The following is a 12960-nucleotide window of genomic DNA, read 5'->3' on the forward strand; positions in this document are numbered from 1 at the left end:
CTCCTCATGACATCTGTCAGCTTCAGACAGGACGGATGAGAATATGCTTCTTTTTGCCGGAAGATACCTTCAGCGTGCCTTCACGCAGGTCATCGAGCGTGAAGACCTGATTTTCGTCTGAAATGACGGCGTCATTCACACGTCCGCCACCGCCACGGATCAGGCGACGGGCCTCGCCACCGCTGGCAGCCAGGCCGGCTTCCTGAAACACGCGGAAGGCTGGAAGGCCTTCTGCCAGCATATTGGCGGGAAGATCGACTTCCGGCAGGGCAGCCGTTGCGGAGCCCTGTTCGAAGACCTTGCGCGCCGTCTCGGCAGCCTCTTCCGCAGCGATGCGGCCATGGCAGATGGCGGTCGCTTCCGTAGCGAGGATTTTCTTGGCTTCGTTAATGTCTGCGCCTTCAAGCGCACCCAGACGCTCACATTCTTCAACCGGCAGATCCGTGAAGAGCTTGAGGAAACGGCCGACATCGGCGTCTTCCGTGTTGCGCCAGAACTGCCAGTATTCGAAGACGGAGCGCTTCTCGGCCCGGACCCATGTGGCGCCCTGAGCGGATTTGCCCATCTTTACGCCGGACGACGTGGTGACGAGAGGTGTTGTGAGACCAAAAACCTGCTTGCCATCTGTACGGCGCGTCAGGTCGATACCAGCGACAATGTTGCCCCACTGGTCCGATCCGCCCATCTGAAGCACGGCACCATGGCGGCGGTTCAGTTCACGGAAATCGTAGGATTGCAGGATGGAGTAGTTGAACTCCAGGAATGTCAGGCCCTGCTCACGGTCCAGACGCTGCTTCACGCTCTCGAAAGACAACATGCGGCTGATGGAGAAATGAACCCCAACATCCTGCAGCAGGTTGATGTAGGAGAGCTTGTCCAGCCATTCCGCATTGTTCGCGAGAATTGCACCGCTGGATGGGTCTTCATCGTTGAAGGTGATGAACTGGCGCAGGGACTGTTCGATCCCGGCGATGTTGTGCGCGATGGTCTCGTTCGTCATGAGCGAACGGGCTTCGTCACGGAAGGACGGATCGCCGATCTTGGCCGTACCGCCACCCATGAGCGCGATCGGGCGATGACCATGCTTCTGGAGGAGGCGCAGCGCCATGATGGACATGGCATTCCCGACATGTAGGGAGTCAGCCGTTGGATCGAAGCCCACATAGGCGGTGATCGGTCCAGCCTGCATGGCGGCATCGAGGGCATCGAGGTCGGTGCACTGGAAGATCAGGCCGCGTGCCTGGGCTTCGAGAAGGAACGGACTCTTTGGCATGGATCGGTCTTGTTGCTGCACTGTCTGAAGAGAAGGGAGGGCCTGTCTATCATAACATCTGCAAAAGCACGACTGCGCGCAGGCGAGGAGAGCCAGTCATTGTTTGTCGCTTGAGGGAACAGGTATCAGACTATTAGAGATATGTTATATCGTAACATAATATCTGAGTGTGTTTCCGACCATGCGTCTTCGCTTCTTCTCCAAAGCCGCTCTCCCATTCTGTCCGGCTCTGGTTGGAGGCATGATGTGGAGCCCAGTTCTTTTTGCCGATGATCGGACAGAGAGCGTAAAGTCCTCGAAGTCGGAAGATATCGTTGTCACGGGATCGTATCTGGCAGGTTCGGGCAACAGGACAGCCAATCCGGTTCAGATCATTTCATCTAGGGATATTCAGAAAACATCCGCCATCTCCCTTGGGGATTATCTGACACGGCTGCCCTCCGTCGGATCATCGGGAACGCCGAATACGCGCACGAATGGTGGCGGAGGTGTCTCCTGCACGGACTTACGAAATCTGGGGCAGGGGCGTGTCCTTATCCTGATTGATGGCAAACGCACGGCCATGAATGCAGGTTCGGAATGTGTGGATCTCAATGCCATTCCTGTGCAGCAGATTGACCGGATTGAGATCCTGAAAGACGGCGGCTCCGAGCTTTACGGAGCGGATGCCGTTTCGGGCGTCATCAATATCCGTCTGAAACACGATCTGACGGGCGGCAACCTGACGATCAAGGGTGGTATCACACAATATGGCGACAGCCGGTCGGGGCTGATTTCCGGCTACAAGGGCTTCAATTTCGACCACGGGCGCGGCAACGTTACGTTGTTTGGTCAGTACGATACGACCGGGCCGATTTCCTCGCGGGATCGCCGGTGGGCTGCCCTTCCACAGAACGATAATCCTGCATCGGGCGCAGCGGGTTTTGGCTCTTCCATCATCCCCGGCGGCGTGGCGTTTAATCCCGTAACGGGAAAGAAAATGGTCTCTGATGGGAATGATGGTTTTCGCTCGCTCCAGTCTTCGGATCTGTACAATTTCGCCGAAGGATCGATGCTTCAGAACTATCACCAGAACGCGGCGCTATCCGGGGATGCCCATTACGATCTGAACGCACACATCACACTGTATTCCAACGTCCGTTACAGCCACACCACGGCGTCCCGTCAGCTTTCTCCGGCCCCGGTTCAGGGCAGTATTCCACCGTCCAGCCTTCCATCCTCGTGGATCATTCCGGCTGGGAGCCCTGATAATCCATGGGGCAAGGACTATGCCGTGACGAAGAGGATGGAGGATCTCGGATATCGGCAGAATGATTTCGCTGTTGATACCTGGACCGTCATGGGAGGGGCGAAGGGACGCATTGTCGGGGACTGGCAGTACGATGCATCCATGACTTACGGCGTCAGTCAGTTGACGGCACAGACGCAGAACATGGTGAATTATCGCCGCCTGCTGGAAACGACCGGCACGGAACAGCTTGATCCGTCCAACTCGTCGAGTGCGGTGCGATATAATCCGGATATCTGCGTGGCAGCGTCAGGATGCGCGCTGCAGAACCCGTTCGCCCCTTATTCGGAACAGGCCGCGAATTATGTCCGGTTCACGCAGCATGATCACGCAGATTACCAGATGCGGGACGTCAGTCTGCGTTTCCATAACAACCATGTTCTGAGCTTGCCATACCGGCATGGCGGCCAGATCGGCCTGGCGTTAGGGATGGAGCACCGAAGCGAGCAGCTGAGCTACAAGCCTGATCCCGTTGTGGAGCGCGGGGATTCCACGGGCGCAACAACGGCTTACACGGGTGGCGGCTTTCATGTGACGGAAGGGTATGTCGAAGGGAAAATTCCGCTTCTCGAACATGCTTTTCTGGCGCGGGACCTGACCGTGGATCTTCAGGGGCGTGTCTCGGCCTATAATACCTTCGGGACGACGAAGAACTGGAAGGTTGGGCTGCACTGGGCACCTGTTCAGGACATTGCATTCCGCGCCACATTGGGAACGTCCTATCGGCAGCCAAGTATTTACAGTCTCTATGGCGGCCGCACGCTGAGCTATCCGTCTGCGTCCGACCCATGCAGTCAGGCCGGGGCCTATGGAGCGCGGGCCGGAACGGTTCGGGCAAGGTGTCTGTCTGAAGGGATCAATCCCGAGACGTTCAGTTCGGCGTTCGTGGGACAGTTGCCCACGCTTTCGGGCGGGAACACTGCTCTGAAACCGGAGACGGGTCGTACCTATACAATCGGAACAGTCGTCACACCGCACTGGGTGCCGCATCTCTCGCTATCTGTCGAATATTGGCACTACACGTTGCAGAACATGATTTCCGCACCGGGGACGCAGTATATTCTGGACGGATGTTATACGGGGACGGAGCAACAGCTTTGCTCCCTTGTGTCCCCACGGTCCACAAGCGGTCAGCTTACGGCCATTTCCGCAGTTCAGCAGAACCTTGGTGGCCTGCGCACGAACGGTCTGGATATCGACCTGACTTACCGGATGCGTCTGGGGCGGCAGGACAGCCTGTCCCTGTCCGAAAACTACCAGCAGCTGATCGGGTATTTCCAGCAGTACACGCCGGGTGGGGCATGGCGAAACTACACGGGGCGACTGCTGTATCTGTCAGGCAGCGGGATGCCGCGTGAGCGGAGTTACACCACGGTCAGTTGGCAGCATGGTGCGTTCAGCCTGACCTACATGGTGCAGTATATTGGCGGCATGCACTGGAATGATGGCACGAATGACCTGGCGCCGCAGACAGCCGGGCGTACGCGGTCTCCCGGCGTTTTTCTTCAGGATGTGACGCTGGGCTATCGGGCGGGCCGATGGACGGTCAATACGGGCGTCAACAATCTGTTCAACCGTCAGCCGCCTTTTGTTGTGGATGGTGCGTCCAATACGGCTGTTGCGCAGTATTCAGGGTTTATCCCAGGTCGATATGTGTTTGCTCAAGCCGGGGTGGATTTCTGAACATCGTTGGAAAATTCTTGCGGGAAAAATTTCGCCCATTTCAGTTATTCGTTTGCGTAAGGCCAGTCTGAACGGCTGATCCGATATGGCGCAAAGAGATAGCTGAAGGCGCCTAAGGTAAGAGCGGTCAGGGCCAGGTATCCAGCATATCTAAGGCCTAGCAGGAAGGGCGAGCAAAGCTGGATCAGGAGGACCGGGGCGAGGTTAAAGGCGAAAACAATCGATTTTGCCGGGGAGCGTAACAACAGGAATGGCAAGGCAGAGCACAGCGTCATACCAACCGCCAGGACGATCAGGTCCAGCGCATCATAAAAAGCGCCTGCAGGAAGAAGCGGTTTCAGGACAGCATAAGGCACAATAAGGCTGAGGACACGGATCGGTGTGACGATCAGCATTCGGGACAGTTTGGCTTTGAAAACAGCCTGCACGAACTTCAGTCGGCTTCCAAACCGCCCGGTGACCAGGAGGAGCGACCAGTGCTGCCGGTCCAGGAGCCATTTGTCTCCAATCACCAGCATGATGCACCCGGTGCCAACGGATTTGACCCATGCCGCGCTGAAACTGCGGTGGCTGAGAAACATCTCTATCGTCGCAAAGACGGAGAGCGTCACGGGAATGACGAACAGGCTGATTAGAATGTCGGTTTTGAGCGTAACGGGGGTTATGGGGGCAAGGAGCATCTGACGGAGTTGATAGGGTGTCAGCGCTTTGTTTGCGGCACGCGCGACGCTCGAACCTGTACTTGCTGACGGGAGGGGATGCTCATGCGCGGCTGGTGTAAGAGGCGTGCTGCCATGCAACCGGTTCGGGAGAGACAGGATACTGCCGATCAGTCCGATGAATAAAAGGATGCTGGCGGGAATGGTCAGGGCTGCAGGGCGCGTCAGCATCCAGAAGGCTGCGTCCGAAACGAGCACCAGTGCAAACTGGGCGAACATGAGCGCAACGCCGAACAGAGCAATGGCAAGCCGCTTTTTTCTGGATTGCTCATGCGGCGGGGCATACCACTGCACGGCTGAGGGAATGGCGTTGAACAGGATAAAAAACAGAGCGTCATGGAAAGGGATGGGCAGCAGTCTCATCAGACCGGCAAAGCACAGAATGATTATGCTCGCGACGATACTGGCGGCACGGGCTTCGGCAATGGCCAGTCCGGGAATGGAAGGCGCCTGTGAGCCGCCGATCTGATTGTTTGTATGAAGCTGAAGTACGCTTTGAGCAAAGATGACGACAAGAATGACGTAGAAGATGTTGGTCTGTGAAAGAGCCTGCGCCAATGTGTCGTGTTTGAGCAGACCATGCAGGTTCCAGAGCGTGTAAAGGGCGGCAATCAGCCAGCCCACGAGCATCAGCAGCATGTAGTTGCTGCGCAGGAATGTTGCTGAGAAGTACAGGCCCAGCGCTCTGCGCAGGTCGGCCCATTCCAGCGCAGAAAGACGAAATCCTGTCATGGGGTCAGGAAGCCCGTGTCGCAGTGATTTCAAGGAAGGCATCCTCGAAATCAGGCACGGAAACCGTTGTGCCTTCAGGCAACATGACGTCTTCCGACCATCCATGTACGAGAAGCCCCGTCTCGCGCTGTCCGATGATCTGGAGGGGAAGATCGCTGAGGATGTGCGGTGTCGCGTGATCCAGCCAGCGCGTTGTGGCGCGGAACACCGTGGTTGAAACATCCAGCACCACCTGACCTTGTCTTAGGAACAGTAGGCGGGAGCAGAGGCGCTCCAGATCGGAAAGAATATGCGAGGAAATCAGAACGCTGGCGCCTGTGCGGCGCGCATAGTCTCCGAGCAGATTCATGAAATCCCGTCGGGCATGCGGGTCGAGACTGGCAACAGGCTCATCCAGCACCAGAAAGTCCGGTGCATGACGCATGGCCAGCAGGATTGCGAGGCGTTGGCGCTGACCGCCTGAAAGGCTTCTGACTAATTTTTTTGGGTCAAGATCTGCCCAACGGAGAAGGGTGGGATCGACCGGCGGAAGTGACCCATAAAAGGCGCCGATATAATCAATCAGCTTGCCAACGGTAAACGCTCCGAACCCCGTCATGGTCTGCGGAACAAAGCCGGTTCTGGCGCGCAATTCCCTTGGAAGGTTCAGAACATTCTGGCCGAACAGGTCCACGGAACCCCTGCCTGGGACAAGAAAGCCCATCAGGCACCCGATGAGAGTGGATTTTCCCGCGCCATTCCTTCCCAGCAGGGCAACGGTTTCACCCGGATGTACGGTGAATGAAACACCCTCCAGAGCTGTGAAGCTACCGAAACGCTTGGTGAGGTCCGTCACGCGGACGGGGAGGACGTCTTGCGGGCTGTTCATGTAACAGTCGTTACATAATGTGTATGGTCCGGCAACAGTCTTATCAAGAGTCTTAAAAGAAAAGGCCCGCGTCCCGGAGGGCGCAGGCCTTTTTCTTCATAAGACTGTCAGATTTGTTCAGTCAGCAGCTAGTGCGAGAGCCTTGCGGCCGCGCATAGTCATGACGTGATCTTCCAGTGCTTCACCAACGCGGTCAGCCTGTTTGGCGAAGATATGGTCGGCATCGTCGAAGATACGATAATCGACCGTCACGTTCTTCTGCGTGTTCAGCTTGTCCACCAGCTTGCGGATACCCGGCTCTGGCGCCATTTCGTCCTTGCCGCCAGCAATCATCAGGCCACCGCAGGGGCAGGGCGCGAGGAAGCCGAAGTCATAGTCATTGGCAGGAGGAGCAACGCTGATCCAGCCACTGATTTCCGGACGACGCATCAGAAGCTGCATGCCGACGAACGCACCGAACGAATATCCGGCGATCCACAGTTCGCTGGAGTTCGGGTTGACCATCTGCATCCAGTCGAGGGCAGCAGCTGCATCGGAGATCTCACCGATGCCACCGTCGTAGCGGCCCTGCGAACGGCCAACGCCGCGCGAATTGTAGCGCATGACCGAGAAGCCCATCTTCTCGAAGCTGCGATACATCGTGTAGGTAATGCGGTTATTCATGGTGCCGCCGTGGAGCGGATGGGGATGCAGCACCAGGGCGAGGGGAGCGTTTGGTTCGCTGGAGTGGTGGTAACGACCCTCAAGCCGGCCATCTGGGCCGGCGAACATCACTTCAGGCATGTATACTCTCGCTCTATGTCCGGCAGGATTACGGCCCTGCCTTCCGGTGGGCGTCTGTATATCGAGTTGAAAGCCCGAATTTCCACCAAAATCGACTCGGGATTGCGATTCCTGCAACTCTGCACGATCTAGGGAACATGACGAACGCATCCGCTCCGACCTATCTTGACGCCAATGCAACCGAGCCTCTGCGCCCCGCGGCGAGGGAGGCTGTGCTGGAAGGATTGATGCTGTCTGGCAATCCGTCTTCCGTCCATGCGGAGGGGCGTGAGGCCAGGCGGTTTCTGGAAAATGCCCGCAGCCGGATCAGTGCCGGTTTCGGGCGGATTTCCGGGGCTTGCGTGTTCACGTCCGGGGGCACGGAAGCTGATGCGATCGCCATTCATGCGTTCGGTCGGCGCAGGCGTATTCTGATGGGTGCAACGGAGCATGACGCGGTGCGTAAGGCTGCTCCTGAAGCGGACATTATTCCTGTGGACGGGCAGGGTCTTTTGGACCTCGAATACTTGCGGAAAAAACTGTCCGAGGATGTGCCGACATTGGTGTGCGTCATGTCCGCCAACAACGAAACCGGTGTCCTTTCACCGTTGCGCGATGTGGCAACACTCTGCCGCGACTCGGGTGCGCATCTGCATGTTGATGCTGTTCAGAGCGCCGGTCGTGTTCCGTTTGACTTGACGGAGTGCAGTGTCGCCCTGTCCGGTCACAAGATGGGTGGTCCGAAAGGGGCGGGTGCATTGCTTCTGCCGCAGGATGAGCCGATTGATGCGCTGATGATTGGTGGAGGTCAGGAACGTGGGCGCCGTGGCGGGACGCAGGCGATCCCCGCAATTCTTGGGATGGCGATTGCGTTTGAAGAGGCGCAGAAGCAGGATTGGAATGCTGTTGCCCGTCTGCGGGAACGTGTCGAGCAGACGGCTATGGAGGCTGGGGCTCGTGTTGCCGGTCGTGGGGCTCCGCGGTTGCCGAATACGAGTTGCCTCATTCTGGACGGGGTGGCCGCTCAGGTGCAGCTTATGACGCTGGATCTGGAGGGGTTCTGCGTCTCTGCCGGCTCGGCCTGTTCCTCCGGAAAAGTCTCGGCATCACATGTTCTGACCGCCATGGGAGAAACGACGGGTGCCAGTCAGGCCATCCGCGTGTCGTTGCCCTGGAATGTTCGGGAAGAGCAGGTTGAGGCGTTCTGTGTTACCTACGGGCGCATGGCGGCGCGTCTGCGGAAGGTTGTGTCATGATCTATCTGGATTACTTTTCGACCACGCCCTGTGATCCGGCTGTCGTTGACGCAATGTTGCCGTGGTTTGCCGAGGATTATGGCAATCCGCACAGTGTGCATGGTCCGGGGCAGAAGGCGGCTCAGGCTGTTGAGCGGGCGCGGCAGAGTGTGGCTGACCTATTAGATGTGGAAGCGCGCGAACTGGTGTTCACGTCTGGTGCGACGGAAGCGAACAACCTCGCTATCAAGGGGGCTGTTCGGCATTTCAAACGGATGGGTGATGAGCGCCGCCGGGTTATTACGGTCGCCACAGAGCATAAATGCGTTCTGGAGTCCGTCCGGGATCTAGAAGCAGAAGGGTTCGAGCCTGTTGTTCTGAGCGTGGATTCTCAAGGGTGCGTTGATCCTACTGAGCTTCAGGAAGCTCTGACGGTGCCAACCCTGCTTGTGAGCATCATGGCTGCCAATAACGAGACGGGCGTGTTGCAGGATATTCCGGCTCTGTCACGAATCGTGCGGGGGGCAGGGGCCCTGTTTCACACCGATATGGCGCAGATGGCTGGGAAGCTTCTCGTCTCGCTTTCGGACGTTGATCTGGCGTCTTTTTCTGCTCACAAAATGTATGGTCCGAAAGGGATTGGCGCGTTGTATGTGCGGCGTCGGCCCCGCGTGCGATTGCAGCCGCTTTTCTCGGGTGGGGGACAGGAACGCGCGTTTCGTTCGGGGACGCTGCCCACGCCTTTGGTTGTCGGTTTTGGGAAAGCAGCGGAGTTGGCCGCACAGAGACTGGAGGCTGATATTCAGCAGATTTCTGCCCTGCGCGACGATCTCTGGAGCCAGATTAAAACGGCTCTCCCGGACTGCGAACTGAATGGTGGCGAGGCTACGCGATTACCCGGTGCACTGAATATCTGTCTGCCGGATGGCGTTCGGGCAACAGACATCCTTGAACGCGTTCCGGACGTCGCCATGTCTACGGGATCGGCGTGTTCGGCCGCGGAAATTACACCGTCCTATGTGCTGACGGCGATGGGACTTTCTGCAGAGAAAGCATCGCGGTGCTTGCGCCTGTCGGTCGGACGCTCTACCTCCAAGCCCGGTATTGACCGTGCGGCGGCTCTTTTGATCGAAGCTGTCCGTACCTGCCAACCTTCAAGAGACTGAAAAAGACGGACAGCCCATGCCCAAGATGACCTTTATCGAACGTGACGGTTCCCGCCGTGAAGTTGACGCCCCTGTCGGCCTGTCGGTGCTGGAAATCGCCCACAAGCACGACATTGACCTTGAAGGTGCCTGTGAGGGTTCGCTGGCCTGCGCCACCTGTCATGTGATCGTGGACCCGGAATGGGCTGGCAAGCTGTCCGAGCCGACCGACGATGAAGAAGACATGCTCGATCTGGCGTTCGGCCTGGAGCAGACGTCGCGTCTGGGCTGCCAGATTGTCATGACCGAAGACCTGAATGGCCTAACCGTTCAGCTTCCTAAGGCGGGCTGAAGACCATGCGTATCCTCGTTGCCATGTCGGGAGGCGTGGACAGCTCCGTAGTGGCCGCGCTTTTGAAACGGCAGGGCCACGAGGTGATTGGCGCGACACTCCAGCTTTACGATCACGGTCAGGCGTCGAAGCCGGGCGCGTGCTGTGCCGGGCGCGACATCATGGATGCCCGCGCCGTGGCGGATAAGCTGGATTTTCCGCATTACGTCATTGATGCGGAAAGCCGCTTCCGGGACAGTGTGATCGAGAACTTCGCGGACGCCTATGCGCGCGGGGAAACGCCTGTGCCGTGCGTGGCCTGCAATCAGGGCGTGAAGTTCACGGATCTTCTGGGCATGGCCCGCGATCTGGGGTGCGAAGCCATGGCGACCGGGCATTATGTCCGGCGCGTGGAAGGCCCGGATGGCGCAGAAATGCACCGGCCGGTTGATGCGGAACGGGATCAGACTTGGTTCCTGTTCGCGACGACAAAAGATCAGCTCGATTACCTGCGGTTCCCGCTGGGCGAGATGCCGGACAAGGCGCACGTTCGTGAACTGGCGCAGGAGCTTGGACTGGAAATCGCGGCCAAGCCGGACAGCCAGGACATCTGTTTCGTCCCAAGCGGATCTTACGTCGATATCGTAGAGAAGCTTCGTCCCGAAATTCGGGGTGAGGGCGAAATCGTGGATGAACAGGGCAATGTCCTTGGTCATCATGAGGGCGTTGCGCGCTATACGGTCGGCCAGAGCAAGCGGCTTGGAGATATCCATACGGCCGTTGGCGAGCGCCAGATGGTGACGCGGATTGATGTGCCCAAGCGCCGGATTGTCGTTGGACCGCGCGTTCAGGCGACCGAAGTCGAGACGCGCAAGACAATCCGTCTGCGGGATATGAACTGGCTGATGGATGCGCCGCCTGAAGGTGTTTCCTGTGGCGTGCAGATCCGCGCCCGTGAGAAGCTCCGGGAGGCGGTTGTGAAGCCATTGGCGAATGGCGAGGCGCTTGTTGAATTAACGGAACCGGCCATGCCTGCACCCGGTCAGGCGTGCGTTCTGTACGATGGAAGCCGCGTTCTAGGCGGCGGGTTTATTCTGGCGGGAGCGTAAATATGGCGGGGACACTTCTGATCGGATCGCGGCGGTATTCGTCCTGGTCCCTGCGAGGCTGGCTGGCTGTTAAACTGGCGAAGCTGGACGTGGAAGAAAAGGTCATTGCTCTCAAGGGCGGTGGCAAGACCACGGAGATCCACGCGCTGTCTCCCAACAAGCTGGTGCCGTATTTGCAGCATGATGGTGCACATGTCTGGGAAAGTCTGGCCATCTGCGAATACTGCGCTGAGTATGAGCCCGCTCTTTGGCCGCAGGACCGTGTGGTGCGGGCCCATGCCCGAAGCATCAGCGCGCAGATGCATGCCGGTTTTCGCCCGATCCGGCAGAACTGCCCGATGGATGTGGAGCGCGTTCATGCACCTCTCGCAGAGATCAGCGAAGATCTTGCCAAGGATGTTGCTCTGTTGAGTGACACGCTGAAGGGGGCGCTTCTGCGGTCTGGTACGGCCACGTCTTACCTGTTCGGTGACAGCCTGACGGTTGCGGACTGCATGTATGCGCCTGTCGCAATCCGCATTCACACCTATCAGCTCGATGTCGATCCGGTTGTAAAGACATGGGTGCACACGTTGTTGGCGCACCCACTGATGCAGGAATGGTATGCTCTTGCCGAGGCAGAGCCTGCCGAATGGCGACTGTCTTACGAGGACAAGTAAGGCTTTTGGCTTCGTTCAGTGATGGACGAAGCCCATTCCGGTTTGCAGCGCGGTGCGGAAGACGTCTGACCAGATGTTATTGCCGCCACCATGTCCTCCCCCTGGGCCGCCAGCCGTTTGGGTATAGGATGAACCATCCCCGCCATCGGCAGTCTCAGACATGTCGGACGATGGATGAGAGGCGCAGCTTGCGAGCAGGAGTAGGCTGCATCCCCATAATAATCGCTTCATGACAATGCTTTCCCTGCTCTGAAAATCGTTCCTTTCTACGTCGCCTTTGAAATGGCGAGTGTCATGTCAGGAAGTATAAGGAACCGTAAGCGGATCTGACGAAACTCCCGTTGCTGAAGCACGCTGTTACAGGCGGACGGACAGGGGCGCAGATTTGTGACGGCACGACTTTCACCAGAGCAGAAACAGGCCAGACGCGCAGGGCTTCACTATGTTGACCGGACGGAGCCGGGGATTACGCGCAAACGTGCGGGCAAGGGATTTGCTTATTACGATCCTGCTGGGGCGCGTATTGCCGATCAGGACGTCATTAACCGTTTGAAACGCCTTGGTATTCCACCGGCCTATCGGGATGTGTGGATCTGTACGGACCCTGAGGGGCATCTGCAGGCCGTGGGCACGGATGCGCGCGGACGGTTGCAGTATCGCTATCATCCCAAATGGCGCGAAACGCGGGATCTTGCGAAGTTTGATCGGATGCTCGTGTTCAGCGAGAAACTTCCTGCGGTACGGGCGCAGGTTGCCAAGGATCTGGCGCGAAAGAAGCTGGATCGGGACCGCGTTCTGGCTGCAATTGTCTTCATCATGGAACGGACGATGGCGCGGATTGGCAATGACCGGTATGCGCGTGAGAACAAGAGCTATGGCCTGACGACGCTTCGTCATCGGCATGTGGATGTCAGTGGAAAGCACGTCACGTTTGACTTCCGCGCCAAGCACGGCATCGAGCAGCATCTGGATCTGTCTGATACGCGTCTGGCGCGACTTGTCTCCCGACTGGAAGATCTGCCGGGGCAACGTCTGTTTCAGTATCTGGACGAAGATGGCGCGCGCCATGAAGTTCATTCGCAGGACGTGAACGCTTACCTTCAGACGATTACAGGCGAAGACATTACGGCCAAGGATTTTCGGACCTGGGCTGCCA

12 protein-coding genes are annotated in these 12960 nt (G+C 58.0%); 7 read left to right on the forward strand and 5 right to left on the reverse strand.

Annotated features, from left to right (window positions below; all coding sequences use genetic code 11):
• Window positions 1-22: 22 nt before the first annotated feature.
• A complete protein-coding gene (tyrS, locus tag AC3B6F_RS08385; protein ID WP_062017388.1) occupies window positions 23-1273 on the reverse strand; it encodes a tyrosine--tRNA ligase in 1251 nt (416 codons plus the stop codon).
• A 181-nt stretch (window positions 1274-1454) separates the two neighbouring features.
• On the opposite strand from tyrS, the gene AC3B6F_RS08390 reads away from it, so the two are divergent.
• Window positions 1455-4244: a TonB-dependent receptor domain-containing protein gene (locus AC3B6F_RS08390; protein ID WP_489823977.1), complete on the forward strand. Its 2790-nt coding sequence runs from the start codon at window positions 1455-1457 to the stop codon at window positions 4242-4244.
• Between the two features lie 44 nt (window positions 4245-4288).
• Here AC3B6F_RS08390 and AC3B6F_RS08395 read toward each other — a convergent pair whose 3' ends face one another.
• The 3 genes from AC3B6F_RS08395 to AC3B6F_RS08405 all read right to left on the reverse strand — a co-directional run bounded on the left by AC3B6F_RS08395 (window position 4289) and on the right by AC3B6F_RS08405 (window position 7346).
• A complete protein-coding gene (locus AC3B6F_RS08395; protein WP_489823978.1) occupies window positions 4289-5728 on the reverse strand; it encodes an ABC transporter permease in 1440 nt (479 codons plus the stop codon).
• Window positions 5700-6563: an ABC transporter ATP-binding protein gene (locus AC3B6F_RS08400; protein ID WP_489823979.1), complete on the reverse strand. Its 864-nt coding sequence runs from the start codon at window positions 6561-6563 to the stop codon at window positions 5700-5702. The genes AC3B6F_RS08395 and AC3B6F_RS08400 overlap by 29 nt, the downstream gene beginning before the upstream one ends.
• 117 nt (window positions 6564-6680) lie before the next feature.
• Entirely contained in the window at window positions 6681-7346 is a 666-nt protein-coding gene (locus AC3B6F_RS08405; protein WP_007281538.1) for an alpha/beta hydrolase, read from the reverse strand.
• Between the two features lie 137 nt (window positions 7347-7483).
• Between AC3B6F_RS08405 and AC3B6F_RS08410 the strand changes: the two genes are divergently transcribed.
• The 5 genes from AC3B6F_RS08410 to AC3B6F_RS08430 are packed head-to-tail and all read left to right on the forward strand — an operon-like array spanning window position 7484 to window position 11804.
• Window positions 7484-8581 carry a cysteine desulfurase family protein gene (locus AC3B6F_RS08410; protein ID WP_489823980.1) on the forward strand — a complete coding sequence of 366 codons (1098 nt, stop codon included), beginning with the start codon at window positions 7484-7486 and terminating at the stop codon, window positions 8579-8581.
• Window positions 8578-9726 (forward strand): cysteine desulfurase family protein, encoded by a 1149-nt coding sequence (locus AC3B6F_RS08415; protein ID WP_489823981.1) that lies wholly within the window; start codon window positions 8578-8580, stop codon window positions 9724-9726. The genes AC3B6F_RS08410 and AC3B6F_RS08415 overlap by 4 nt, the downstream gene beginning before the upstream one ends.
• Before the next feature lie 16 nt (window positions 9727-9742).
• Window positions 9743-10057 carry a ferredoxin family 2Fe-2S iron-sulfur cluster binding protein gene (locus AC3B6F_RS08420; protein ID WP_010504203.1) on the forward strand — a complete coding sequence of 105 codons (315 nt, stop codon included), beginning with the start codon at window positions 9743-9745 and terminating at the stop codon, window positions 10055-10057.
• A gap of 5 nt (window positions 10058-10062) precedes the next feature.
• Window positions 10063-11145, forward strand: coding sequence for a tRNA 2-thiouridine(34) synthase MnmA (mnmA, locus tag AC3B6F_RS08425; RefSeq protein ID WP_061932016.1), 1083 nt, complete (start codon window positions 10063-10065; stop codon window positions 11143-11145).
• A gap of 2 nt (window positions 11146-11147) precedes the next feature.
• Window positions 11148-11804 (forward strand): glutathione S-transferase family protein, encoded by a 657-nt coding sequence (locus AC3B6F_RS08430; protein ID WP_489823982.1) that lies wholly within the window; start codon window positions 11148-11150, stop codon window positions 11802-11804.
• Between the two features lie 15 nt (window positions 11805-11819).
• Here the strand turns inward: AC3B6F_RS08430 and AC3B6F_RS08435 are convergent, their stop codons facing one another.
• On the reverse strand, window positions 11820-12035 hold the full coding sequence (locus AC3B6F_RS08435) for a hypothetical protein (RefSeq protein ID WP_175266120.1): 216 nt from the start codon (window positions 12033-12035) through the stop codon (window positions 11820-11822).
• A gap of 156 nt (window positions 12036-12191) precedes the next feature.
• Here AC3B6F_RS08435 and AC3B6F_RS08440 point away from each other — a divergent pair.
• Window positions 12192-12960: DNA topoisomerase IB (locus AC3B6F_RS08440; RefSeq protein ID WP_489823983.1), on the forward strand; the 769-nt coding region annotated here is incomplete at its 3' end.

The sequence above is a fragment of the Gluconobacter sp. ESL1110 genome, assembly GCF_058107395.1.

Coding starts and splice junctions, on each gene's coding strand:
- AC3B6F_RS08405 (WP_007281538.1), bottom strand. CDS start 7,346: ATGCCTGAAGTGATGTTCGCCGGCCCAGATGGCCGGCTTGAGGGTCGT.
- AC3B6F_RS08430 (WP_489823982.1), top strand. CDS start 11,148: ATGGCGGGGACACTTCTGATCGGATCGCGGCGGTATTCGTCCTGGTCC.
- AC3B6F_RS08390 (WP_489823977.1), top strand. CDS start 1,455: ATGCGTCTTCGCTTCTTCTCCAAAGCCGCTCTCCCATTCTGTCCGGCT.
- AC3B6F_RS08435 (WP_175266120.1), bottom strand. CDS start 12,035: ATGAAGCGATTATTATGGGGATGCAGCCTACTCCTGCTCGCAAGCTGC.
- mnmA (WP_061932016.1), top strand. CDS start 10,063: ATGCGTATCCTCGTTGCCATGTCGGGAGGCGTGGACAGCTCCGTAGTG.
- AC3B6F_RS08415 (WP_489823981.1), top strand. CDS start 8,578: ATGATCTATCTGGATTACTTTTCGACCACGCCCTGTGATCCGGCTGTC.
- AC3B6F_RS08410 (WP_489823980.1), top strand. CDS start 7,484: ATGACGAACGCATCCGCTCCGACCTATCTTGACGCCAATGCAACCGAG.
- tyrS (WP_062017388.1), bottom strand. CDS start 1,273: ATGCCAAAGAGTCCGTTCCTTCTCGAAGCCCAGGCACGCGGCCTGATC.
- AC3B6F_RS08400 (WP_489823979.1), bottom strand. CDS start 6,563: ATGAACAGCCCGCAAGACGTCCTCCCCGTCCGCGTGACGGACCTCACC.
- AC3B6F_RS08420 (WP_010504203.1), top strand. CDS start 9,743: ATGCCCAAGATGACCTTTATCGAACGTGACGGTTCCCGCCGTGAAGTT.